The 23,326-nt window shown below is 64.3% G+C and carries 19 protein-coding genes; 6 read left to right on the top strand and 13 right to left on the bottom strand.

The features are described from left to right. Nucleotides 1-607 precede the first annotated feature (607 nt). A complete protein-coding gene (locus V9K93_RS02455; protein WP_140393506.1) occupies nucleotides 608-1,321 on the top strand; it encodes a lysozyme inhibitor LprI family protein in 714 nt (237 codons plus the stop codon). A 32-nt stretch (nucleotides 1,322-1,353) separates the two neighbouring features. On the opposite strand, the gene V9K93_RS02450 is transcribed toward V9K93_RS02455, so the two are convergent. The 4 genes from V9K93_RS02450 to V9K93_RS02435 form a co-directional block, all read right to left on the bottom strand. Further along, nucleotides 1,354-1,836, bottom strand: a complete 483-nt coding sequence (locus V9K93_RS02450) for a hypothetical protein (protein ID WP_088100473.1) — start codon at nucleotides 1,834-1,836, stop codon at nucleotides 1,354-1,356. Nucleotides 1,837-1,856: 20 nt separating this feature from the next. Next, nucleotides 1,857-2,585 (bottom strand): NYN domain-containing protein, encoded by a 729-nt coding sequence (locus V9K93_RS02445; RefSeq protein ID WP_414715602.1) that lies wholly within the window; start codon nucleotides 2,583-2,585, stop codon nucleotides 1,857-1,859. A gap of 266 nt (nucleotides 2,586-2,851) precedes the next feature. After that, complete coding sequence (locus V9K93_RS02440; RefSeq protein WP_239500778.1) at nucleotides 2,852-4,081, bottom strand: argonaute/piwi family protein; 1,230 nt, start codon at nucleotides 4,079-4,081, stop codon at nucleotides 2,852-2,854. A 218-nt stretch (nucleotides 4,082-4,299) separates the two neighbouring features. Next, on the bottom strand, nucleotides 4,300-6,165 hold the full coding sequence (locus V9K93_RS02435; protein ID WP_337302019.1) for an SIR2 family protein: 1,866 nt from the start codon (nucleotides 6,163-6,165) through the stop codon (nucleotides 4,300-4,302). A gap of 590 nt (nucleotides 6,166-6,755) precedes the next feature. Between V9K93_RS02435 and V9K93_RS02430 the strand changes: the two genes are divergently transcribed. Next, nucleotides 6,756-8,033, top strand: a complete 1,278-nt coding sequence (locus tag V9K93_RS02430; protein ID WP_136638318.1) for an O-antigen ligase family protein — start codon at nucleotides 6,756-6,758, stop codon at nucleotides 8,031-8,033. After that, nucleotides 8,033-9,025: a glycosyltransferase family protein gene (locus tag V9K93_RS02425; protein WP_046983262.1), complete on the top strand. Its 993-nt coding sequence runs from the start codon at nucleotides 8,033-8,035 to the stop codon at nucleotides 9,023-9,025. The genes V9K93_RS02430 and V9K93_RS02425 overlap by 1 nt, the downstream gene beginning before the upstream one ends. Before the next feature lie 27 nt (nucleotides 9,026-9,052). Here the strand turns inward: V9K93_RS02425 and V9K93_RS02420 are convergent, their stop codons facing one another. After that, nucleotides 9,053-9,445: a barstar family protein gene (locus V9K93_RS02420; RefSeq protein ID WP_046983261.1), complete on the bottom strand. Its 393-nt coding sequence runs from the start codon at nucleotides 9,443-9,445 to the stop codon at nucleotides 9,053-9,055. 313 nt (nucleotides 9,446-9,758) lie between these two features. Here V9K93_RS02420 and V9K93_RS02415 point away from each other — a divergent pair, with 313 nt between their 5' ends. Next, a complete protein-coding gene (locus tag V9K93_RS02415; protein ID WP_337302018.1) occupies nucleotides 9,759-11,981 on the top strand; it encodes a methyl-accepting chemotaxis protein in 2,223 nt (740 codons plus the stop codon). Between the two features lie 167 nt (nucleotides 11,982-12,148). After that, complete coding sequence (locus V9K93_RS02410) at nucleotides 12,149-12,517, top strand: glycine zipper 2TM domain-containing protein (RefSeq protein WP_032127541.1); 369 nt, start codon at nucleotides 12,149-12,151, stop codon at nucleotides 12,515-12,517. A gap of 118 nt (nucleotides 12,518-12,635) precedes the next feature. Here V9K93_RS02410 and V9K93_RS02405 read toward each other — a convergent pair whose 3' ends face one another. From V9K93_RS02405 to V9K93_RS02385, 5 genes are all read right to left on the bottom strand, one after another. Next, the gene (locus tag V9K93_RS02405) at nucleotides 12,636-13,763 is read right to left on the bottom strand and encodes an ABC transporter permease (protein ID WP_046983259.1); all 1,128 of its coding nucleotides are present in this window, start codon (nucleotides 13,761-13,763) and stop codon (nucleotides 12,636-12,638) included. After that, nucleotides 13,760-14,947 (bottom strand): ABC transporter permease, encoded by a 1,188-nt coding sequence (locus tag V9K93_RS02400; protein ID WP_046983258.1) that lies wholly within the window; start codon nucleotides 14,945-14,947, stop codon nucleotides 13,760-13,762. The genes V9K93_RS02405 and V9K93_RS02400 overlap by 4 nt, the downstream gene beginning before the upstream one ends. Next, nucleotides 14,932-15,945 carry an HlyD family secretion protein gene (locus V9K93_RS02395; RefSeq protein WP_136638316.1) on the bottom strand — a complete coding sequence of 338 codons (1,014 nt, stop codon included), beginning with the start codon at nucleotides 15,943-15,945 and terminating at the stop codon, nucleotides 14,932-14,934. Before V9K93_RS02395 ends, V9K93_RS02400 begins: the two co-directional genes overlap by 16 nt. Next, the gene (locus V9K93_RS02390) at nucleotides 15,938-17,338 is read right to left on the bottom strand and encodes a TolC family protein (RefSeq protein WP_337302017.1); all 1,401 of its coding nucleotides are present in this window, start codon (nucleotides 17,336-17,338) and stop codon (nucleotides 15,938-15,940) included. Before V9K93_RS02390 ends, V9K93_RS02395 begins: the two co-directional genes overlap by 8 nt. A gap of 78 nt (nucleotides 17,339-17,416) precedes the next feature. Beyond that, nucleotides 17,417-18,310, bottom strand: coding sequence for a LysR family transcriptional regulator ArgP (locus tag V9K93_RS02385; protein ID WP_295377722.1), 894 nt, complete (start codon nucleotides 18,308-18,310; stop codon nucleotides 17,417-17,419). Nucleotides 18,311-18,417: 107 nt separating this feature from the next. Between V9K93_RS02385 and V9K93_RS02380 the strand changes: the two genes are divergently transcribed. Next, nucleotides 18,418-19,038: a LysE/ArgO family amino acid transporter gene (locus V9K93_RS02380; protein ID WP_337302016.1), complete on the top strand. Its 621-nt coding sequence runs from the start codon at nucleotides 18,418-18,420 to the stop codon at nucleotides 19,036-19,038. A gap of 96 nt (nucleotides 19,039-19,134) precedes the next feature. Here V9K93_RS02380 and V9K93_RS02375 read toward each other — a convergent pair whose 3' ends face one another. The 3 genes from V9K93_RS02375 to V9K93_RS02365 form a co-directional block, all read right to left on the bottom strand. Next, complete coding sequence (locus V9K93_RS02375; protein WP_337302015.1) at nucleotides 19,135-21,189, bottom strand: TonB-dependent receptor plug domain-containing protein; 2,055 nt, start codon at nucleotides 21,187-21,189, stop codon at nucleotides 19,135-19,137. Between the two features lie 252 nt (nucleotides 21,190-21,441). Next, nucleotides 21,442-22,911 carry a peptidoglycan DD-metalloendopeptidase family protein gene (locus V9K93_RS02370; RefSeq protein WP_337302014.1) on the bottom strand — a complete coding sequence of 490 codons (1,470 nt, stop codon included), beginning with the start codon at nucleotides 22,909-22,911 and terminating at the stop codon, nucleotides 21,442-21,444. Continuing rightward, nucleotides 22,908-23,291: a BlaI/MecI/CopY family transcriptional regulator gene (locus tag V9K93_RS02365; RefSeq protein WP_046983251.1), complete on the bottom strand. Its 384-nt coding sequence runs from the start codon at nucleotides 23,289-23,291 to the stop codon at nucleotides 22,908-22,910. The genes V9K93_RS02370 and V9K93_RS02365 overlap by 4 nt, the downstream gene beginning before the upstream one ends. Nucleotides 23,292-23,326: the final 35 nt, after the last annotated feature.

Below are 23,326 nucleotides of genomic sequence, written 5' to 3'. Positions count from 1 at the left end.
TTTGTGGATCAGTCATGGTTCCTCCGTCGTTGGTGTGTGCCCGTCGTCGGTCAACCGAGCATCGATGGGTTGGATCGGGCTTTTTCCTGAAGACCTGCCCAGGACATGCTCCGCGAGCTCCAGAGCGGCTTGGATGTTTCCCAAGCGCTCTTCGCGAGTGCGATGGACGGTGGGATTGAAGCTGCCGCTCAGGATTAGCGCGGCGATTTGGGTTCGTGGATCTAGCAATGTGCGTCCTCGGTTGGTGTGTGCTCGTAGCCAAACAGTTAAGTGAAAATTAGCAAGAGCACTCAGCAGGGAATTGCGCACACAATTGCTACTTAGTCGAAAAGAACTTGCTGGCGGGGAAGCGGCCCCTGGAAAGTCACCTGCAGTCGCGCAGTCGGCCCCACAAGCGGGGCTGACTCCGCCGGCGTTGGATGACGATGGCCCCAAGTTAGCTCTCTAAAGAAATTCGCAACGGGGTCGATAGCCGCATAAGAGGGAGTTGCCCAACTTTTGCGACGAGGACAGGATGTCAATGAAAAAAATGGTTCTAAGCAGTGCGTTCTTGCTTCCTGCACTCGTAGGGTGCGGGAAGCCCGGAGCGCCGGAGTGCGGCGATGAGATGACCCTGGACCTGGTTCGCAGCATCATCCAGCGGGAGCTGGGGGCGGCAAGTGCTGCTGCCAACTTGAGCGCAGAGCAGCTTCGCAGTGTTCTTCCCATCTCTTTGGCTCATCCGACGAGCTTTGATGAGAAGATCAGCCGCTACAGTTGCGAAGCTGACCTGGCCGCGCCATTCAACAACCCTGGGCAGGACGTTTACAAGCTACGGCTTGAATACACCTCTCAGACGGTCAATGGACAACACTTGGCCGAGGTCCAGGTGCTTCCTGGAGATCTTATTGGCATCGGAGCGGCTATCAGCTCCAATGTCCGGAGCCAAACACAAGCCTTGGCTCCCGCAGCTGCGGCCCCAGTGGAAGAGTCACAGGCAGTGGACGTTGATCCTGCTTATGATTCAGCGATGTCGACGAAGGCGGACGATTACCAAGAGCCCAACTCGGACGAGCCGCTGGCGGATGCCGCTTCGACTGGGCCCAGCTTTGACTGTGGGAATGCGTCGTCGGCCGTAGAGCAAATGATCTGTGCCGATCCGGATCTGGCCCGGTTGGACAAGCAAACTGCAGAGGTGTTTGGTGCCGTCCGGACCCGCTCGATGGATCCGGGCGAGGTTGCGGCGAGTCAAGGACGGTGGCGCAGGACGGTGCGGGACGTCTGTACCGACGAAGCCTGTGTGGAGCAGGCTTACCAAGCGCGATTGGCCGAGTTGAAATAGCTCCTAAGGAAGCTATGGCTGGCCGTGACTGCTCAGGGCACGGGCCTGAGCAGTCCATGGGCGACCAGATCAAGAACGCTCCGGGCGACATCGGTTGCGGCCGATATCCACTCATTGTCATCGCCCGGAAACGCCTCTTCAAGCGGATCTTCTTTCCCACCGTGAAAGAGGTTGTTACGAACCCGGCGGGCGGCTTGCATCAGCGCCTTCGGGTCTGACGCGCTCAGGGCTTCGGCCCGGAAGGAGGTGATGTTGTGGCCGGCGTGCACGATCACCACCTGGACCATGGGACGATCCCGTTTCCCGCCCAGAATCTTCTGCTTGGTCGAGTCAGACACCGCCAACGTGAGTCGCTCTGGTTGCATCACTTCAAGTGCAGTGTCGACGGCTTGCCAATTCACCTTGGCGGATCCGTTTGAGTAAGCGCCGGTGAACCCGGGAACTTGTTTCAATGCGAACTCAAGGGCACCGAACGCTCGGAGCAGGCGAAAGGCACGGAGTGCGGAGGCGGGCATGTTGGACCTGTTTTGTTGGGCTATTTGGCATCGCCGGCAGGGCTGGTTGCCAGCCCAACCGACCAGTTGCCGCCGGGTTCCTGCTGCGGCGAGAGCAGGTCGTAGGTCTTCACCATGTTCAGCAGCCCAGAGTGGCCGTATGCATTCGGGGTAAACGATGGGTTGGTTCGTCGCAAGTATTGCCCCAGTGCGCCCAGCCCCACTTTTCCCTCGGAGGTCTCGCCTGCAAGCAAGGCCACCGCATCCACCAAGAACCTAGGCCGACGTTTGGGGAGGGGGCGCTCCACTTTGCCGGGGGCTGTGCTCGCTGATTCGTTGAGACCAGTGGTGTCACGTGTCCCAGCAGCCGAAACGCTCTCCCAGAGGAAGAATTGGTCACATGCGTTGCGCAGGGCGAGTGGTGTCTTGGCCTCGCCAACAATGCAAACGGTTGCGCCGCGCTCGCGGAGTTTTCGGCAGAGATAGGCAAAGTCGGAGTCGCTGGTGACCAGGCAGAACGTATCCGCCCTGCCATCGAACATGGCCTCTTGTGCGTCCAAAGCCAGAGCGATGTCCGAAGTGTTCTTCCCCGCAGCGTACTGATACTGCAGGCAAGGTGTGAACGCCTGTTGGACCATCACTTCCTGCCACCGGTTGGCGAGGGTGGCGTGATTCCCGTAGCCTCGACGCAGCACGACCCTGCCGAACTGGGCACCCATCAACAGCGCATGGTCAACGATGTCAGGACTTACGTTGTCGCAGTCCACCAAGACAGCCACTTTGCAGTCCTGGGGGGCATTTCCGTTTGCCATAGGTTTCCTTAGGTTTTGGTTTTCCAAGACCTGCTCTCGCCTCGCCAGCGGCTTCAACGGGAAGCTTGGTAAGCCGATCGTGGAAGCATCTTACACGCGTGCTGACGCGCGGTGATTAAGGCCTGAGTGAACCATCTGGCCGTCGACCAAAGCCCGACGCCCATTCAATGATGGGCGTAGTTCGCACATTACGTTAACCGTCTTCTCCTCGCATTGGGAAGCCGCTACATGAATAGACGATATGGATAGCTGTTCCCGGGAAGGTCCTTAACATTGGAGATGGTCCTGGCGAGCTTCTGGGAGTAGCGGATGCTGACGGGCACTGGGTCGTAGAGTGCGTCGTTGTTCCAGTCCATCTTGGTCAGCGCCAGTGTTTCGTGGGCGATCGTTTCCAGTGGTCCGCTGCCCGCGTGACGGGTCAGTAGAAGTGGACGTGGGATGCTCTTCCCGCCTTGGTAGTAGTCTGATTTGCTTGAAACGTCTGAAACATTGCCTGCAGCCCAAAGAAGAGCGGACGTGCCCGACCGGGGGACGAAGGTGCCGCGGGGGACTGGGTATCTCGCTGGCTGGGTGCGCGCCGTCCCACCAGAGGATTTGACCAGCCATACTCCCCGCCAAGTCGGTCTGGAGCTGATCTCGATGCATTCCACCTCGGGGACGGCCGTCAAGGCGTCGCGAGCACCAAGAACCTCCTCTTCTTTGAACGCATTGCTCTTGTGAATGACCATTCGCCGGGGAAGAATGCCTCCATTGCGCTGTTGGTAGATCGATAGACTACGGGCAATAACGGCTCGCATGTCTTCTCGTGACAAGAACGGATTCCTTCGTGCTTCGCGCACGTCCTTGACCGGATCCTTTGCCTCGAACGCCACGAACTGCATGCCGCCCCCGTCCATGTCGAACACCTGCGAGCAGCAGGTGACAAAGTGGGTTTCGTCGTTGACCTTCTTCAGCGCGTATGCCAAACCAATGTAGGCAGTGTCCGCGGGCACTCCCGCCAGAGGGGCGAGCTTCCAAGGAATGCCGCCGGCTTTGACATAGAGCGCGATCGACAGCCTCCAAGCCAGCTGAGCCTTGTTGGAGAAGCTGAAGGTCCGGTCGTTGACCACTTGGGTTGGGATGCCGTGCTTTGCTCCCAATGCCTTGAGGACATCATGCGCGTCGAACCCGTCCCCGGACGTGTGAGGAAGCCACGCCTCTGGGAGATGGACTAGGACCACGTCAAACTGTTCGTGTCTTGTGCTTAGTTGCGAGAGAGCTGCGTCGAAGGCGGCCACCAGGCGATGCTGAAGCGGGCCAGATCCTGGAAGATCGTTGATGGAGTCGGGCCAGCGGATGTGGTTGGCCTTGTCCGAGGAAGCCAAGTCCACGCCGAATACGCTGGCGAAACCGGGAAAATCTGGGGCGTAGCCGCTCCTATCGCTAGCCCCATGTCGCTCTTTCAGCGATGCCATAAGTGCGCCCCGAGTCCAGAACGCACTTGCTGGGCCCACTGTGGCGATGCGAACGGTGGGCGTGAACTGGCTGAATGTCTGGGACGAGAAGGGGCCGTAGTGCGCCAGCCCGCGAAGGGGGTGGACGTCTCGCCCCCCGGAGTGCTCAGGAGAAAAGGCCAGCTCCGGTTCCGAAAGCAAGGACAGCGGCGGTAGCTGCGAGCGAGAAACATCTACCATCACTGCCTCCGGTCAAAGTATTTGTCGTGATGTCCAGGACGACTGAAGCCGGTGAGCGGTGAAATGCGAAAGGCTGCATCGACTCCCTCTTGATCTTCTATTCCGAACGCGTGAAAGGTGACGCCGTGTGGGGACGTGAGCAAGCTCGCCCACGCGTCGATGATGTTGGCCCAAGCACCGTTGTACTTGGTCGCCCAGCGCTCTCGTCTCCAGTCAGCGGTCGGATCTGGCTTGCGCTGCGTCGACCAGCCCAGCGGGTCGCCTTGGGCCGTGTCAGAAGGAGCCAGTCGCTCATCTTGCGGTGCTTCTACGGCAGTGTACGGGTCAAACCCGCACCACCAGCGTCCCTCAATCTCTTCCAGCCGAACCGAGATGGCTTCGTTGTAGTTGCGACCGAACTTATTCCCCGTGAGCTCGCTTCCATAGGCCGCCTTGAGCTTGGATAGTTGGCTTTCGCGGCGATGTCGCTGCTCGTCTGTTTCGTTGACCCTTGCGCTGGCAACCATAAGCGAGTGCCCGGAACGCTTAAGTCTCGGAATCAACGGTCGTCGCCGGGCCAATGCGCGAAGGAGGGCATCGTAGATGAGGCCTAGCGCCCAGCTGTCTTGGACGGGGTCCAGCGTCCAATGCCCGTTTAGCACTGGTTTCAGACTGTGCAATGAAGCGAGGATTTCTGCATCTTTGCCGAAGGCTGCGAGCTCATTCCCAACCATTGCCACCGCCGACCGGCACTTCGTGGCCTTGAGCATTTCCCGCACCTCAACGATGGAGGATGGGCGGCCCAAGGCTACTCTTCTTGCCGTTATGGGGAGACTTTCAACCAGCAATGCGGAGAGGCGCAGCACGGGGAACTTCCGTGCTTCCGCCGTGCGCACGGGGATGGGAGCTGCGAGCTGGGTCGGCTGGAACGACAGGACATGGTCCAGCAGCGGGCTGGGAAGGCTGATTTGGTTGAGCAGATCGCCGGCCAACTCGTCGAACGTCGCGGACTCGATGATGAAGACGCTGACTCCCGCAGACACAGCCTTCTGCAAAAAATCATTCACAGCCGGCAGGAGCTTGGAGCGGGAAGACGCACACCAGTAGAGGCTGCTTGGGAAGGGGTTCTCGTAGGCCAGGACCGACTCAAGCGCCTCCATCACGGAGGAATCGCGTCCGCTGTAGCCGACTACGACCAGACCGAACCGCTTGCAGGCTTCAACCATAGCCCGGCGCAGATCATGGTCTTGGGAAGCCAGCTCGCTCGTGGTGTTCTTCAGGGATGTTGAACGGTAGTCGCCATGAAGTTTGGCGATGAGGGGCCAGTCAGACTCATCCAGGCAGCGCGTAGCCAGGTGTGCAGAGTCTAGAGTCGCCACCGTAGGCTTGCTCGCGGCACCTGGGGGCATTAGGGATGCCGCCAGCAGGCTGGATTCTTCAATCAGAGGATCAAAGTTGGTCGTGAAGACGCAGGGAGCCTTTGAGGCGCTTATCAGACCGGCCAGCATGCGGTGCCCAAAGCAGGGGGTGCCCTTGCTGATGGCGTCAGCGATGTATTGGCGACGATGGGTCTCTTGCGGATAAATCGCCTCGAACGCGGCCGCATACTCGGTCGGATCGTTAGGAGGCGGAAGGAGCGGGGTGCGAGAGAAGAACTCGTCAATGCGCTGAACCCACAGCGGATCGCTCGGATCAACGTTTCGGCGAGGGAACCGGGTCTCTTGGCAATAGAGCCTGGCTTTGAAGTCCAGGATCATGTCGTAGCCGGTCGGGATGCCAGAGGCCGCAGAAGCGCCGGCACCGAGAAGCCACGCGTGAAGCTCGGGTCGGAGGGCAAAGGTTGTAGCGAACTTAGATGCAGAAATAACCTGGATGGATTTCGTCATCAGGCAGCTGTTGAGTGGCCAGGTGAATGGGACAACCCAATCCTACTACCGCTCGTGTCTCATCTCCTTAGACTCCGAGATTGGAATCGATTCCAATCAACAAAAATGGGTCGGGCTTGCTGCAGGGGGCTTGTTGCGACGGTGTTGCGTTTTGAGCGGTGTTCCGCCGCCAACGGGCCAGAGTCATTGCTGCAGAAGGCTTTGCTTGCATATGATTCCGATGAATCCATCATGCTTCATCAGCGGGGTGTGGTCCTTGGACGCCTTGGCGTTGCTGGTGTTGTCTTTTGTATCAGTCACTTGGGGCGTTTCGCGTCTTGGGCAGGGCGTCGGGGCGTGGCCATGCGACCACGGCCGGCAGGGCCGTTAGTGTAGCGACCTGGGGCGGTCGGTGATCCGCAGCGTCGGTGCTCCGGGCAGGGCCGTTGGCCGGGCTGTCTGCAGGCCAACGCCACACGCCCATACACCTGTGGTTTGGTTGATTTCCGTAGGCCCCCACGGTAGTGTCAGCCCCGGCGATTTCCGCCAAACGGCCTCCATGGAAACCGGGGCAACTCATCCCCGGGCGGGCGTTGATGGAAAGAACAAGCATGACTGCAGCCAGCACGGCCGCCGAACCTCGTTACACCTGGCGTACCGTCCTGCTCAGCATTCTGGTCGCACTTGTCCCGCTTGCCGGATCCGCACCCTACAACCTGCTGAAGGCGGTGCTGCTGCTGGCCCTGCTGGTCACCGGCGTGGTCCTGATCCGCCGCCAGCCCGATGTCCGACTGCGCTACCACATCGCCCGGTTCATCGTGATCGTCTGCTTGCTGCGCCTGGCCTACGCCTTCTACAGCATCGGCTGGCACGGCCTGCGCTGGAACGAACTGGACCTTCCGGCACAGACACTGATCTACCTGGGCACGGCCGCGGTGTTCGCCACCGCCCTGGACTGGCGACTGATCTGGAAGATCTTCGCTTTGTCGACCCTGATCTTCGGTGGCTCGTGCATCGTGCAGCACCACATGATGGGGCTGGAACGCGCACATGGTTTCAGCGGTGGTGAGTGGACGGCCATCGAGTTCACCATGGTCACGCTGTGCATGGCGCTGTTTTCGGTCATCCGGCTGATCCAGCCGAACGTCCATCCGGCCGAGCGCTGGCTGCACGGCATCGCCATCACGGTGGGCGTCTACGGTTCGATCCTGGCGCAGAGCCGGGGGCCGATCCTGGCGTTCATTCCCGCAATGCTGATGGTGATCGCCGTGCACGTCCGGCGCACCCGGCGCTGGCGCGGCGCGTTGGCCTTTGTCGGGGCGCTGGTCATCGGCGTGGCCGGTGCCACCAGCGTGCTGAACCACCAGGTCATCCAGCGCTTCGGTGAGGTCAGTGGCGAAATCTCCGGTTTCAGCCAGGAGAACGAGGTCGGCTCGGTCCGCGAGCGCATTGCAATGTGGGGCGTGGCGGTCGACGCCTTCGCGGAGCACCCGTTGGCCGGTGTCGGCCTGAACCAGTTCGGCACCTATGCACGCGAAGGTATCGCCCGCGGCGAGGTCTCCGATTCAATCGTACGTTACAACCACCCGCACAACGAATACCTGGAAGCGGCGGCGACCGGTGGTGTGCCGCTGTTGGTGATCATGCTGCTGATCTTCATCCTGCCCGGCATCCACTTCGCGCGACGTCTCGGCCATGCCGATGAGACGACCGCGATGATCGCCACCGCAGGACTCGCAGTGGTCATTGTCTACGCACTCTCGGCGTTCACGGACAACGTGTTCTACCGGGCGATGCCGCATTCGTTCTATTTCTACCTGGTGCTGGGCTTCATGCTGGCGACCGCATTGCCTGCGCGCAACCTGCACCGGGAAGGGAGTGCCCGCTGATGGCACATATCCATCTGCTGGCCGCCGACAACCAGCGTGGCCTGTCCCATGACATCCAGGTGATCGAGCGCTCGCTGCAGCAGCTCGGGCACGAGGTGACCGTCAGCCGTCTTGATGCAGTGCGCAATGGCGGCGCCTGGAAGCTGCGCGGGATGCGCCTGCGCAGGCTGCTGGCCTCGTGGCTGAGCCTGGGCCGGAAGCCGGCACGGTTCGACATCAACATCTCGCTGGAGCATGTCCGGCCGGCAAGCTTCGGCCTGGCGAAGGTCAACCTGCTGATTCCGAATCCGGAATGGGTGTCCGCACGCAGCCTGCGCATCCTGCCGCGGTTCGATGCACTGCTGACCAAGACCGAAGAAGCCACGCGCATCTTCAATGCACTTGGCCTGCGCGCGCTGGAGGTCGGCTTCTGCAGTCGTGACCGTCACGACCCTTCGGTGCCGCGCAAGCCGCGCAGCTTCCTGCATGCAGCCGGTACCAGTCGCATGAAGGGCACGGCAACGCTGGTCGAGGTCTGGAAGCGCCATCCGGAGTGGCCGTTGCTGACCGTCCTGCGGGGTGGTCCTTCGGACGAGGACGAGGGCGGTGCCGCGAACCTGCGGATCGTCCGCGAGCGCCTGCTCGATGAGGAAGTGCGGCGCCTGCAGAACGAACATGCGTTCCACCTGTGCCTGTCGCAGACGGAAGGCTGGGGCCACTACCTGGTGGAGGCGATGAGCTGTGCGGCGGTGGTGATCACCTGCGATGGCGCGCCGATGAACCAGATGATCGACGACAGTCGTGGCATCCTCGTTGCTGCCCATGAGGGCCAGCCCTGCCACCTGTCCAGGACCTGGCACGTGGACGAGGCGGCGCTGGAACAGGCCATCGAGCGTGCCTTGGCGATGGATGCGCTGGAGTGGAGCCGTTTGGGCGCGGATGCGCGCGCGTGGCATCTGGCCAGCGAGGTCGCGTTCCCGAAGCGGCTGGGTGAGGCCCTGGCCAAGCTCTGAGGCGAACACGCTGTGGTTGGTGCGTGCTCAGGCGGGGACCAGCGTGACCTGCGGGTGGCCGTTGAAGATCTCCATCACGATCTCGAAGTAGGTCTGTCCCTGGCCCTGTTGCAGCGCCGCCAGCTGGTCGGCGATCACCGCGGTGTTGAAGGTGCCGGCCTGATCGAGTTTTGACTGCAGCCAGGCCTGGGTGGTCCTGCGGCCCAGTGCTTCGCGGCTGTGCTCGATGTCGCGCCACACAACCGTGGTGGAGGCATGACCAGCGAGAGCGCCGTAGCCACCCCACAGCAGATCATCCAACGCGTCCAGGCTGGGTCCCAGCTGCCAGTCTTCGTCGGCCATGAACACGCGATTGATTTCCACGTAGAGACTGGCGATGTCGTTGATGGACGCGCCTTCGATGTGCAGGATCCGGGTCATCTGCCGACTGTAGCCGTCCCGGGCGTCGCCATGCCATGACATGCCCGGTCCGGGACAGTTCTGTCATGTGCAGATAATCCAGGGTCATCGTGCACAGGGCCTGGCGTGATTATGGCGTTAAATCCATGTGATTTTCATCGGGCACTGGCGTGTCAGCGGTATTCGATAAATGATATGGCGCCATTATCCGCTTCTTTATTTTCTGACTACCTGCACAGTTTCATGTATTTGGATCGGTCCATATATAAAGTCCCGTAAAGTTTCCCGTCGCTGCGCCGCCATCGAACGTACGGCCACGATCAAGGGAATTGAGATGCTTGCCTTACGTAATCTCCGTGTGGGATCCCGGCTTGGCGCCGGCTTCGGTCTGCTGCTGCTGTTCATCATGGCCATCGTCGGCCTCGTGCTGTATGGAAATCACCTGAAGTCCGCCCAGTTCGAGAAAGTGGTGGACGTCAACATGGTGAAGATGCGTTTGTTGAATGACATGCTTGATACCAACAACGCGGTGCTGATGCATCGCCGCCTGATGGTGATCAAGCGTGGTGACGAGTTCGACAAGGATTACCAGCGTGCCCAGGAGTTGTCGCGGACCTATGACGGTATCTGGGCCAAGTACATCAAGATTCCGCGTGATGCTACCGGCGACACCCTGGTTGCACGCATCGAGGCCGCCCGCAAGGCCACCGATGCGTCAACCCAGCAACTGCATGAGCGCATGAAGTCCGGGGATTTTGATGGCGCAGCGAAGGAGCTGCTGGCCGAGCACGGATTGGCAACGGCCTGGAATGAATCCATTTCGGCCCTGCTGCGCCATCAGGAAACGCTGACCGAACGCAGCCGCGAAGAGTACCGCGCAACAGAATCGTGGACCGGCACGCTATCGATCGCGTTCGGGGCACTGAGCCTGTTGCTGGGCACGTTGGCGGCCTGGGCGATCACCCGCAGCCTGACCCGCCCGCTGGAAGGAGCGGTGAAGCTGGCCGATGGCATCGCCAATGGCCGTCTGGACAGCAGCATCGACGCCACCGGCAATGACGAGGTGACCCAGCTGCTGAAGTCGATGCAGCGCATGCAGGCACAGTTGCAGTCGGTGATGGCGGCACAGGGCGAGCTGGCCCGCCAGCACGATGCCGGCAGCCTCAGCTACCGCATGGATGAAAGCGCGTTCCCCGGCGACTACGGGCGCATGGTGCACGAGACCAATGCGCTGGTCGGCTCGCACGTGCAGGTGCAGAACCGCTTGATCGAGGTGATGAAGCACTACGCGCGTGGCGACCTGTCGGTGGACATGGATCCATTGCCCGGCGAGAAGGCGGCGATCACCCAGGCGATGGATGAGACCAAGAGCAGCCTGTCGGCGATCAACAGCGAGATCCGCCGCTTGGCAACCGCCGCTGCGGCAGGTGACTTCAGCCTGCGTGGTGACGAGGATCGCTTCGCCTACGATTTCCGCGACATGGTGGCGGGGCTCAATCGCCTGATGCAGACCACCGACGAGAACCTGGTACAGGTCTCGACCCTGCTGCAGGCCATCTCGCGCGGTGACCTGACCGTGCGCATGCAGGGCGATTTCCATGGTGTGTTCGCGCGCATGCGTGATGACTGCAATGCCACGGTCGATCAGCTCAAGCAGATCGTCGGTCGCATCCAGGCCAGTGCATCCAGCATCAACCTTGCGGCAGGTGAGATCGCCTCGGGCAACACCGACCTGTCGCGGCGTACCGAGCAGCAGGCGGCGAACCTGGAAGAGACGGCGGCATCGATGGAGGAGCTGACCTCCACCGTGAAGCAGAATGCCGAGCATGCACGCCAGGCCAACCAGCTCGCCATCGGCGCGCATGGTGTCGCCTCGCAGGGCGGCGAGGTGGTTGGCCAGGTGGTCACCACGATGACGGCCATCGAGGCGTCGTCGAAGAAGATCGCTGAGATCATCTCGGTCATCGACGGTATCGCGTTCCAGACCAATATTCTGGCGTTGAATGCCGCGGTGGAAGCCGCGCGTGCCGGCGAGCAGGGCAGGGGGTTTGCAGTGGTTGCCAGCGAGGTACGCACACTGGCGCAGCGTTCGGCAGGCGCGGCCAAGGAGATCAAGGGCCTGATCGAAGACTCGGTCGGCAAGGTCGCCGACGGATCGGCCCTGGTCCGCCAGGCCGGCACCACGATGGGTGAGATCGTGGCCTCCGTGCAGCGGGTGACCGACATCATGGCCGACATCTCCGCCGCCTCGCAGGAGCAGAGCTCGGGTATCGAGCAGGTCAACCAGGCGGTGGTGCAGATGGACGAGACCACCCAGCAGAACGCGGCCCTGGTGGAAGAAGCGAGCGCCGCCGCACGCTCGATGGAGGAGCAGTCCAACCTGCTGGCCGAGGCGGTATCGGTATTCCGCACCGGCGCAATGACGGCCGCAGCTGCGGTACGCCCGGCCTTGGCTGCAGTGGCTGCCACCGTTACCCCGGTGCGCCGTTCTGCACCGCTGTCGCCACGCATCGAACCGACGCTGGCGGCCAATGCGGGCGGCTGGGAAGAGTTCTAGCAGGGTTGAAATGCCGGCAGGGAGACGGCGCCCATCGCGATGGCTGATCGCGATGGGCGCGAATTTTCTTCCTGAACGGCTGATGGCCGATGAAGTGGCGGACACATGCATTTCACTTCCGGTTGCCAACCGCGGGAGGAAACTTGTGCCATACCGGACCTCAGGAGATGGCCATGAAGACTTCGACCCGATTGCTTGTGCTGGGCACGCTGCTGGCGGCATCGTCCGTTGCCGGCGCACAGACCTACGGACCACGTGATGAAGGACGCAAGTTCAATGACGGCAGCCGCGTGGTCTGCAAGAACGTGGAAGTGCAGCGCAACTCGCGCGACCCGAACCGCATCACGGGTACCGCGACTGGCGCCGTGATCGGTGGCCTGCTCGGCAACCAGGTCGGCGGCGGCAACGGCAAGAAGCTGGCCACCGTGGCGGGTGCCGTCGCCGGTGGTGCGGCGGGCCGCCAGATCCAGGGCAACAGCCAGCAGAAGAATGGTGATCGCGTGGTTGAACGCCGCTGTGAGCGCGTCTACCGCTGATTGATCGACCCGTCACCCCTTCCACACTGCAGTACTCGGACGCCGGCCCCACGCCGGCGTTCGTCGTTATGCAAAAAGGGGACGGAGGGGATTAAGTCGCAATCCCCCAACCGGCCGCTTACGACTTAATCCCCTCCGTCCCCTTTTTTGCGAGGAGGCGCCAGGCGGCGAGGGCACCGTAGAGCAGTAGCAGGGTGCTGAGGGTGATCAGCTCGTGGCTGACTTCCGCAAGACTGGCATCCATCTGGTTCAGGCGCACCATCAGGTTGATGCCCGAGGTGGTCGGCAGCAACTGCGCCAGCCAGACCAGCGGTTGCGGCGTCATCACCGCCGGCCACGACAGGTTGGCCAGGAAGAACAGCGGGATCGAGGTGGCAATGATGTACTGGAACGCACGCTCGCGGGTGCGGAAGAAGCTGCCGACGAACAGGCCGAACGCCACCGTGGCGGCGATGAACAGGGTGCCGCCCAGCAGCTGGCCCAGCGGGTTGCCGCCGCGCGGATAGTCCTGCACCCAGGCGGTGAAACCGGCGTAGTAGAACAGGCCGAACAGTCCGATCAGGCCGAAGCCCAATGCCATGCCCCCCAAAGTCGGGAGGTCGAAGCGCAGTCGCCGACCGAGTGCGAGGCGGCGGCCGCCGAGCAGGACGCCGATGCCCATCAGCAGCGTCTGGTGCACGATCAGCTCGGCCACGCCGGGCACGATGGCGCTGCCGTAGCCTTCCTGGGTGTTGTACAGCGGGCGCTGCACCAGGGTGATCGGTGGTGCCTGCGGCGCGCCCATGAAGGCGGCCTGGCCGACCACGGCGTCACGCCCGAAGGCACCCAGTGCATCGGCCACGCTGCCCAGCACCCAGCTGGCGCGGCCCAGGTAGGCACCGTTGCCGAGCAGCACCAGCTTGGCAGGATGGCCGCGCAGGATGTCGCGCTCCAGGTTGGCCGGGATCAGCACGACGCCTTCGGCGTGGCCGGCTTCCAGCTGTTGGCGTGCGCTGTCGATGTCGGCCGGTTGCCCGACCACGCGCGCGACCCGCAGTGCATCGAGCTTGCGCAGCAGTTCGCGGCTGGTCGCGCTGTGGTCTTCATCCACCACCAGCACCGGCAGGTTGCCGGCCACCTGGTGGCGGTATGCGGCCGGGTAGAAGAACGAATACAGGATCACCGCGCCGACCATCACCACGATCGCATAGCGGTCGCACAGCACCGCCATCAGGGTCTGCCGCAGGCTGCGCCACAGTGCGCTCATGCGTCGGCCCCTGCCGGTTGTGCGGCCTCGGGCGCACGCGCGAAGGCGATCAGGCGCAGCCCACCGATGCCGCCGGCTACGACTGACATCAGCAGCAGCGTGGCCAGCGGCCACGACGAGACCAGCAGCGGCGAACCGATGAACTGCTGCTGGGTCTGCAGCTTGATGTAGGCGCTCAGTGGCAGCAGCTGGTGCCAGATGCGGGTGAACAACGGGCCGTCCAGCACCGGGAAGGTCGCGCTGGAGAACGCCAGCGCGGTGCCGATGCTGAGGCCGACCGCGGACAGCGCGGTGCCCATGTCGCGGGTGACGCCGACGAAGAACAGCGCGTAGGCGGCGGTAGCCAGATAGAACAAGGGTTGTGCGAGCAGCAGCAGGAGCACGCTGCCCGCCACGCCATCGCCGCGCAGCCAGGCGAGGTAGCCGATGCCGAGTGCGCCATACACCGAGAACAGCAGGATGTATGGCGCGACCTTGCCGGCGATCGCCGGCCACGGCGTGCGGCCCAGCCAGGCGCGCAGGGTGCCGTCGCGGATCTCGCGGCCGAGGCTGCCGGCCACGGCAAGCGCCAGTACCAGTGACAGTACCGCCGGGAAGATCAGCGGCAGCAGGAACAGTTCGTAGCTGCGTGCAGGGTTGTAGAGGATGTCCGACTGCACCGCGATCGGCGCCGCACGCAGCTTGCCCGGGCCGACCTGCAGGCCGATGCGCTCGCGTAGCAGGCGCGCGTTCCAGGCCGAGACCGCGTCGCCGATATCGCGCGCAGCGGATTGTCCAGTGGTCATGTAGGTAGCGTTGTAATAGGCGAACACCGTGCCCTGGCGGCCACGCAGCGCCTGCCGGGTGACGTCGCGCGGCACCAGCACGATGGCGAACACGTCCAGGCTGCGCAGCTGCGAGCGTGCGTCTTCCAGGTCCGCCGGCTGGCTGGCGATGCGCACGCCGGGACTGGCATCGAGCATGCGCAGCAGCAGGCGGCTGTCACCGCTGTGGTCGAGGTCGACCACGGCGATGGGTATGTCGCGCATCACCGAGGGCGTGAACATCCACGCCATCACGGCCAGCATCAACAGCGGCAGCAAGGTGACCAACATCAGATCGGCGCGGCTGCCGCGCAGCGCACGCAGTTCGCGCCGCCAGGAGCCGGCGAAGCCGCCGCGGTCGGGGCTCAGTGCTGGGGCCATGCGAACAGCACGCTCATGCCCGGGCGGAAGCCCTCGATGCGGCGTACCGGGCGCACCCGCACCTCGAAGCTGCGGACGTCGTAGCCGGACGACTGGCGGGTGGTGCGCCAGGTTGCATAGTCGCCGGCCGGGTTGATGAAGTAGACCTCGAATTCGCCGTCCTGGCCGAGCGCCGGCACGCTGCCGCGCAGCTTGCTGCCGACCTTCAGGCCCTGCATCTGCGATTCGCGCAGGTTCATCGCCACCCACATGCGGTCGATGTCGACCAGTGTGAACACCGGGTAGCCGGCCGGCACCAGTTCGCCCGGGTCGGCCATGCGCTTGTTGATCTCGCCGGCCACCGGTGCGCGCCCTTCGACCTCGACACGCGCAGCGTTGACTTCGGCCACCGCGCCCTGTGCCTGCTGCACCTGGCCCTGCGCGGCACGCTTGTCCTGCTCGCGTGCGCCGGCCAGTGCCATGTCGTACTGCGCACGCGCGGCACGCGCCAGTTCCCGGGAACTGGTGGCCTGGGCATGCGCCTCATCGCGCTTCTGCCGGGTCATCACTCCTTCGTTGAACAGGTTCTGCACGCGCCGGTAGGTGGCTTCAGCCAGCGTCGCACCGGCTTCGGCCCGCTTCCAGTTCGCTTCGGCGGCGCGGATGTCTTCGCTGCGCGCGCCTTCGTCGGCCTTGTCGGCCACCGCCTGTGCGGCGGCCAATGCACCGTGCGCCTGCTGTTCCTTGGCGGCCACTTCGGGGCTGTCGAGCAGGAACAGCACCTGCCCGGGCTGCACGCGGTCGCCCTCGCGCACCTTCAGCTCGGCCACGCGCGCGGTGATCTTGGCGGCCACGTTGATGGTGTCCGCATCGGCCATGCCCTGGATCTGGTCGCCTGGGCTGCGCCAGGCCAGCCACAGGCCGAGCACCACCACGACCAGCAGCACCACTATCAGGATCGGTCCCAACCGGCGCTTGCCCGGGGGCGTCGTCGCATCGTCGTGCAGCACATCACTCATGGTCGATCACCTCGTCCGCACGGCGCCGGAATTCTTCGAAACGGTCCATCTGTCCACTTATCTCCAGCAACTGTGCCAGCGCAATATCGTATTGATAGGCGGCCTGCGCGCGCTCGACGCGGGCGCCGCCGAGGCCGAGCCGTGCATCGATCACATCCAGCGAGGTGGCCTGGCCCTCGCGGAACGCCAACTCCTGCAGGCGCAGGTTTTCCTGTGCCTGGGCAATGCTGCTGTCGAGCAGCACGTACTGCTGGCGCGCGGTTTCCAGCTCGTTCCAGGCCTTGCGCACGCCCAGCGCGACTTGGTTCTCGGCCTCACGCAGGCCCGCTTCGGCCTGGTCCTGCTGCGCACGCGCGGCGCTGATCTGCGCCGGTCGCGAGTTTGGCGACAGGAAGGTGTACTTCAGGCCGATGCCGAACGCCCAGTCCGGATCGGTCAGCATCTCGTCGCGGCGACGGAAGTCGTACTGGCCGAAGGCGAAGATCTGCGGTTTCAGCTTGGCCTGCTGCACGCGCACGCCCTGTTCGGCCTGCGCCACCATCGCCCGCAGGCGTGCGATCTGCGGCTGGCGTGCCTGCGCGGTGCGCTCGAAGCTGGTGACCGGATCCAGCGGCACGCGCTGCACGAACAGCGGTGATACCGGCTGTACTTCGCCACCACTGCGCAGCAGTGTGGCCAGCGCCGCCTTCAGCGTGGCCAGGTCATTCATTGTCTTCTGGTACTCGCGCTCGGCCTTGTCGCGGGCCACGGTGGCCTGCAGGCGCTGTGCACGGGTGGCGAAGCCCTCACGTTCCAGCTTCTCCGCGTCGGACAGGTGGCGGTTGAGGCCATCGCGCACCTCGCGCCGCACATCCACCGCCTGCTCGGCCAGGCGCTGGCCGAAATAGGCCTGGGCCAGCTGCACGGTCAGCGATTGGCGTTGAGCCTCGCGCTCGGCGCTGGCCTGCTCGTGGGCAGCGCTGGCGGCACGTTGCGCGGCCGGAATCACGCCGCCGGTGTACAACGGTAGCACCGCAGTGACCACGGGCCGGGTACGCCAGTCGCGTTCGGTGAATGACAGCGGCGAGTCGATGCCATAGGCCTCGGCCACCGGCGCCAGCGAACCCAGTGGCAGGGTGAGGGTCTTCTGGAACTGCAGGCGGCGTACCTCGCCGGTGATCTCCGGCAGGCGCAGCAGGCGCGTGGCTTCCTGCAGGTCCTGCTTGTTGCGTACGGCGGCATCGGAGGCGGCCAGTGCGTCGGAGACCTGCTCCAGCCGCTGCCGAGCCTGTTCCCAGTCCAATGCGGGTGCATCGGTGAGAGTCTGCGCCGCTGCAGCCAGTGGCAGGCAGGCTGCCAGTGCCAGCGCGGCCTTCGCGCAGTGCATCCTTGTACGTCGGCCGATCACGCCCATGCCGTCCCAATGGTGAAGAAGTGCGCAAACGGTAGTGCGCGCGGCGTGAAGCCCGGGTCTGCGGTCATTGGATTGTCCTCATCGTAGGGTGCCGCTGGCCGCAGTGCGCAGCGCCTGGGTGATGTGCTGCAGCGTGCTTGAGCGTACGGCGGCATGCTGCCAGTACAACGGCACATCGAGCCAGCGGCGGGGTTCCAGTACCACCACGCGGCCCGCGCGCACGGCGGGCGCGACCAGGGTTTCCGGGGCCATGCCCCAGCCGAGTCCGCACGCAGCGGCTTCGACGAAACCGGTGGAGGAGGGCAGGTAGTGTAGCGGTGGCTGCAGGCGGGCGCGGGTCAGGCGCCGCACGAAGCGCCATTGCAGTTCATCCTTGCGGTTGAACACCAGCATCGGTGCGCGCGCCAGTGCCGCAGCCTGCATGCCGTCGCTGAAGTACTGGCGGGCGAAGCCGGGCGAGGCGACAGCGTGGTAGCGCATCGCGCCGAGCGGGTGCACGTTGCAGCCTTTCACCGGCTGGCTTTCGGCGGTGACCGCGCCGAGCACGCTGCCATCGCGCAGCAGCTGCAGGGTGTGATCCTGGTCGTCCATGCGCAGGTCGAACAGGTAGCCATGGCGCTGGTGCAGTTCGGCGATGGCCGGCACGAACCAGGTATCAAGCGAGTCGTCATTGACCGCCAAGGGGATCGGTGTGCGCGCGGCATCGCTGCCGCGTTCGGGCAACAGCTCGGCCAGTGCCTCGGCCTCCAGCGCCTGCATCGGCCGTACCCGGCGCAGCAGCGCTTCACCTGCGGCGGTGGGCCGGCACGGTGCCTGGCGCACGACCAGCACCTGGCCGAGCCGATCCTCCAGTGCCTTGATCCGCTGCGAAAGTGCCGACGGGCTGATCGACAGGCGGCGTGCCCCAGCCTCGAAGCTGCCCTCTTCCAGCACCGCAGCGAAGGCGGCAAGTTGCGGATGTACCAGGTCCACGCGGAAGCCTCTTCAGTTTTTCTGCACAGGATAAAGAAAAAACAGATTGTCTTAACAGGACCGTTGGCCGCACCCTGCGCGTCCCTTCACTGCCTGGCCCGTCCCTGATGTGGATTGCCGCTACCGCCGCCGGCCTGTTCGCAGGTGCCGGCCTGATCATCGCCATCGGCGCGCAGAACGCCTTCGTGCTGCGCCAGGGCCTGCAGCAGCGCCATGTGGGGAGGGTGGTGCTGGCCTGTGCCGGCGCGGACATCGCGCTGATCCTGGCCGGCGTGGGCGGGATGGGCGCGCTGGTGCTGCAGTGGCCGCTGCTGCTGCAGGTGCTGCGCTTCGGTGGCGCGGCATTCCTGCTCTGGTACGGCCTGCAGGCCGGGCTGCGCGCGTGGCGCGGTGGCAGCGCGCTGGCCGCCGCCGAGGCGCAGGGCGGCAGTGGACGGCAGGTGCTGATGACCTGCCTGGCCTTCACCCTGCTCAACCCGCACGTCTATCTGGATACCGTCGTGCTGCTGGGCAGCCTGTCCACGCGTTACCCCGGCGATCTGCGCTGGGCCTTCGCCGCCGGTGCCTGCGTTGCCAGTGTGGCCTGGTTCTGCACGTTGGGCTATGGCGCGCGCATCCTGCAGCCGGTGTTCCGCAGGCCGGCTGCGTGGCGTGTGCTGGACGCAGGCGTGGCGGTCTTCATGTTCTGCCTCGCCACGCTGCTGCTGTTGCGTCCGCTATCGCCATGAGTGCATGACGCACGCCGGTGTTGCGTGTGTGTTCCACCTATACGGTTCACGCGGCCGGGTGCTGTGCGTTTGAGTTGTACCCCGTGCATATGCTGATCACAGTGGGAGCTCCCATTGCAGGCGAAGACCGGGCACGGAACGTCGGGTGTTGCGAAGTACCTGCGATCCGCCTTCGTCGAAACGCCACTGGCCGGTCTCGAGGTCCTGCGCCAACAGGTTCGAGGCGGTCAAGCGCAGCTTGCCGCGCCGTTCGCTTGCGTACTGCGCCCAAGCCTCCAGCTCGCGTCGATAGGACGTGATGTCCAGCTCGCTCAGGCTGTAGCGTATTCTGCCTCCGCTGCGATGGGTGTACGCCAGGCCACTGCTCCAGCGCGATGAAATGCGGTAATCGAGCGACGCACTGGCGGTGAATGGCACCTGGTCTTCAATCCGATTGTCAGGCCCGGGAAGATCCCTGACCCGGGAGTGGTTCCAGGTGGCGTTGCCGCGCAGCTCGATATCCGGCGCTCTGCGGTACAGACGTGCCAGCGGCATCCTGCCATCCATTTCGATGCCCCAGGCCGTGGCGCGGGTACCGTTGACCGGCGTCGATACCCAACGCCCTTCACGCAGGATGGTTTCATTGCGGATCGGCGCGTCGATGCGGCGCATGTAACCGCCGATGCTCCCCTGTGTACCTTCACGGCCGTGCATTTCCCAGGCCGCATCCAGACCCCATGCCAGTTCCGGACGCAGCGCTGGATTCCCGATCTCGTCGGGGTTCAGTGGGCGGTTGTTGGTGGAGGTATACGGCCGCGGGACCAGTGAGCGCAGTGCCGGTGCGCGGAAGCTGCGGCTCAGTGATACCCGTAGCTGGTCCTTGCCCTTTGCGCGCTTCCAGAGACCCTGCAGGACCGGCGTGAAAACGCTGGCCCGGTGACGCATCGCAGCGAAGCCACTCCCTTCGCTGCGGGTCTGCAGTTGTTCCCAGCGACCGCCGACATAGAAGGCGCTGCGCGTTCCCAATGGGAACTCGTCCTGCGCATAGACGGCGATGCGGTGCAGGCGCGCATCAAAGGAAAGGTCGCTGATCGTCGATGGCTCATCCGGGGAATAGCGGAGTTGCTGCAGGCGTGATTCGCGGCGCGAATCCATGCTGCTTTCGGCACCGACCTGAAATGTATGGCGACCCCACGCCGGCAGAGTCCACTGCACGCGGGTAGTGCCGCCCAGCACATGCAGCTGCGCATCGGTGCGATCGAGAAGGTTGTCCTGCTGCCCCGCATCCTGTCCCTGCTCGCGGAAGCGGTAGTTTTCGCGGTTGCCATCCAGTGCCAGACGCAGGTTCAGGCTGCCGCCGTCCGGTAGCTTCTTCTCCCACTCCGCGCTGGCCTGGCCCTGATCAAGGCGCAGACGCGTGCGCTGCCGGTAGTGTGGAGTACGCAGTTCCGCACCCAGCGCCGTTTCCCAATCGATGTACATGTCGCGACGGAAGTCGGATGCATCCACCAGGGCCTGCAGTGAAAGAGTGGTGTCCTCGCTGGTTCTGAGTGTCAGTGAGGGGGCGAGCGAGACGCTGTCACGATGCCCGGTGGCGCGCAGGCGGGATTGTCGATGCAGCAACGGCGCGCCAACACCATCCCAAGCATCTTCTCTGCTGCGTTCCTCCACCAGGAAGCCACGGGCAGTAGCTGTGGCAGTCAGTGCATGATCTCGGTCCAGGCCGGCATGGGTCTGCCGCCAGCTTGCCGATGGGGTGCTGCGCCCCTGATTGTTGGCCCATGAAAGTGTCAGCCGCTGGCTGTCTTTTGCAATCGGCGCGCGGGTGACGATGTTGAGTGTACCGGCGACGGCACCCATGCCCTGGTCAGCAGTAGGCGCGCGCAGGATTTCGATGCGCTCGATCAGATCGGTGGCCAGCGAGTCCAGGCTGAAGCCGGCGGGCGTACGCTGGCCGTCCAGCAGGATCTGCGTGTAGCCGGCACCCAGGCCGCGTAGTGACACGCTGCCTGGGCGGCCCGGTGCACCACTGGAAACGCTGATGCCGGGCAAGCGCTTGAGTGCCTCCAGCAGGTCGGTGTCGCCATGCCGTTGCAGTGCCTCGCGGTCCACCACGATGCGACTCGCGGTGTCGTCACGGCGAGCATCGTAGCGCTCGGCCTGGACGTGCACTGCATCCAGATCGGTCGTGTTTGAAGAGGCGGCTGTGTTTGGTGGAAGGGCCACAGCATTCGCTGGTGCCATCAGGCAGCCAATAGTGAGCCACATGCCAGCGTGTGGCCGCAGCGTTGTCGGGGAAGGCGATGATCGTCGCATGGTCGTGCAGTTCCTTTGTCACGGCGGGACAGCGGGCCGCAGCAGGTCCTCCCGCGGCCGGGTATCGAAACGATGCATGGAGGCGGCGGCAGAGCGCCGATCAGTGCATTACTGCAGCCAGTCCTGGGGGTCCACTCGTGTTCCGTTGCGCAGCAGTTCCATGTGCAGGTGTGGGCCGGTGGTGCGCCCCGTGTTGCCGCTGCGGGCGATGGGATCGCCCCTGCGCACGCGCTGGCCTGGCTGTACGGCGAAGTCCTGCAGGTGCGCAAACAGCGACTGCCAGCCAGCGCCATGATCAATCACGACAACCGTGCCGTAGTTGGCGCCATCGGGATAGGCGTGGGTGGCAGCGATCACAGTGCCGTCGGCGGGGGCGAGCACGGCGGTGCCTCGGCGCGCGGCGAAGTCGGTGCCGCGATGGGCGCGCTGGCGGAAGTCAGAAACATGACCGAACACGCTGGTAACCCGCGCATTGGACAGCGGCGCAGCGAATGAAGGGGCTGGCGGCAGCGCGGCTTCCAGAACTGTTACTGATGTGACCGGCAATGGCAGCGGAAGAGACGGCGGCCCTGCCATCGCGGCGGCATGGACGGTGGCCAGGCCGAGCGTGCAGGCGGTACCCAGCGCGACCAGCAGCAGGACGCTGGTGATACCGGGGCGGCGACCCGCATCGCCCTGCAGCATATGCTGCAGGCGTACCTGGTGGCCGCCGAAATCGCGATGGGTCAGGGCACTGGCTGGTTGCTCTCCCGTAGCATGGCGAAGTGTCTGGATATAGGCGTGGGCCAACAGGCGGCCATCGTTGCTGGCGCCCCCCTCGGCCAGTGCACGCGCATCGCATTGCAACTCGGCGGCAAGCTGCACGCGCGCGGCAATGTGTCGTACGAATGGATTGAACCAGTACAGCGCACCGACCAGTCGCATCAGCGCAGCGCGCTGGGGATCGCGGCGCTGCAGATGAGCCGCCTCATGGGCAATGACCAGGCGTAGCGTTCGATCCGGCAGGGCAAGGCTGGCTGCCGGCAGGATGATCTGTGGTTGCGGCCTGCACAGGGCAAACGGCGTGCCGTTGCCGGCTACAAAACGCAGCGCGACCCCTTTCTGCTGCAGCTCCCGCATGACCTGGCGCGATTGCGGGCCCGGCAGTTGCATTGTCTGCAGCAGCTGACTGTAGCGCAGCAGGGCGCGCAGCCGGCGGCTGGCCAACGCCCACCGAGCGAGAGCCAGCAGGGCCCCTGCGATATGGACGGTCAGCAGCAGTGGCGTCAGCCAGGCCATCAAGGGTTCGGTGGCCGCGAGTGCAGGCAGCTGCACTGGCAGCAGTGCGCCGCTGCCGCTGTCCAGCGCAACCGGCAATGCGCTGGACAGCTCCTGCAACGGCGTGGCCTGCATCGGCAGCATCAGCGCCAGCAAGGGGGGCAGCACAGCGCACAACCACGCCCCCAGCCAGAAACGCGCCGACGCATGCGAGAGCCCGAGCTGGCGCTGCAACAGTTGCGCGCCGTACCAGACCAGGCCAGCCCCCAGTAGGCTCGCAGCGAGGCTGATCATCCACAGGCCGGTTGATGGCAGGCTCATGGCTGGTCCTCGTCGCCCTGGAGCAGCAGCGCCTGCAGTTGCTCGATTTCCTTGTCGCTCAGCAGGCGGCTTTCGGCGAAGGCCTGGGTCGGCAGCGGCCCGTCGATCTCCAGTACGCGGCGAGCGAAGTCGGCACTGAGTGCGGCCAGGGTGGCCACCTTGCCGACCTGGGCGCTGTAGACATTCAGGCCGTGCTGGCTGCCCTCTTTCACCAGCCCCTTGTCGACCATCCTTTCCAGCGTCTTGCGCGTGGACGAATACGACCAGTCCAGTGCAGCAGCTGCCGCGTTGTGCAGTTCACGCGCACTGCAGGCGCCATCGCGCCACAGGCACTTCAACAACTCCAGTTCGGCGTTCGAAGGTGTTGGGGGGCGGGGCATGGCCAGACCTGTGCGTGCGATTGATGTCGCGAGTG

Source organism: Stenotrophomonas sp. CCNWLW162 (assembly GCF_037203745.1).
GTDB lineage: Bacteria > Pseudomonadota > Gammaproteobacteria > Xanthomonadales > Xanthomonadaceae > Stenotrophomonas > Stenotrophomonas maltophilia_AQ.
This window is presented reverse-complemented; position numbering and strand designations above follow the sequence as displayed.

Excerpts from the sequence above, each read along its gene's own strand:
- V9K93_RS02395 (WP_136638316.1), bottom strand. The coding sequence starts at position 15,945 with ATGAGTGATGTGCTGCACGACGATGCGACGACGCCCCCGGGCAAGCGC.
- V9K93_RS02430 (WP_136638318.1), top strand. The coding sequence starts at position 6,756 with ATGACTGCAGCCAGCACGGCCGCCGAACCTCGTTACACCTGGCGTACC.
- V9K93_RS02415 (WP_337302018.1), top strand. The coding sequence starts at position 9,759 with ATGCTTGCCTTACGTAATCTCCGTGTGGGATCCCGGCTTGGCGCCGGC.
- V9K93_RS02390 (WP_337302017.1), bottom strand. The coding sequence starts at position 17,338 with ATGGGCGTGATCGGCCGACGTACAAGGATGCACTGCGCGAAGGCCGCG.
- V9K93_RS02450 (WP_088100473.1), bottom strand. The coding sequence starts at position 1,836 with ATGCCCGCCTCCGCACTCCGTGCCTTTCGCCTGCTCCGAGCGTTCGGT.
- V9K93_RS02380 (WP_337302016.1), top strand. The coding sequence starts at position 18,418 with ATGTGGATTGCCGCTACCGCCGCCGGCCTGTTCGCAGGTGCCGGCCTG.
- V9K93_RS02425 (WP_046983262.1), top strand. The coding sequence starts at position 8,033 with ATGGCACATATCCATCTGCTGGCCGCCGACAACCAGCGTGGCCTGTCC.
- V9K93_RS02440 (WP_239500778.1), bottom strand. The coding sequence starts at position 4,081 with ATGGCATCGCTGAAAGAGCGACATGGGGCTAGCGATAGGAGCGGCTAC.
- V9K93_RS02435 (WP_337302019.1), bottom strand. The coding sequence starts at position 6,165 with ATGACGAAATCCATCCAGGTTATTTCTGCATCTAAGTTCGCTACAACC.
- V9K93_RS02400 (WP_046983258.1), bottom strand. The coding sequence starts at position 14,947 with ATGGCCCCAGCACTGAGCCCCGACCGCGGCGGCTTCGCCGGCTCCTGG.
- V9K93_RS02365 (WP_046983251.1), bottom strand. The coding sequence starts at position 23,291 with ATGCCCCGCCCCCCAACACCTTCGAACGCCGAACTGGAGTTGTTGAAG.
- V9K93_RS02420 (WP_046983261.1), bottom strand. The coding sequence starts at position 9,445 with ATGACCCGGATCCTGCACATCGAAGGCGCGTCCATCAACGACATCGCC.
- V9K93_RS02455 (WP_140393506.1), top strand. The coding sequence starts at position 608 with ATGACCCTGGACCTGGTTCGCAGCATCATCCAGCGGGAGCTGGGGGCG.
- V9K93_RS02410 (WP_032127541.1), top strand. The coding sequence starts at position 12,149 with ATGGCCATGAAGACTTCGACCCGATTGCTTGTGCTGGGCACGCTGCTG.
- V9K93_RS02370 (WP_337302014.1), bottom strand. The coding sequence starts at position 22,911 with ATGAGCCTGCCATCAACCGGCCTGTGGATGATCAGCCTCGCTGCGAGC.
- V9K93_RS02405 (WP_046983259.1), bottom strand. The coding sequence starts at position 13,763 with ATGAGCGCACTGTGGCGCAGCCTGCGGCAGACCCTGATGGCGGTGCTG.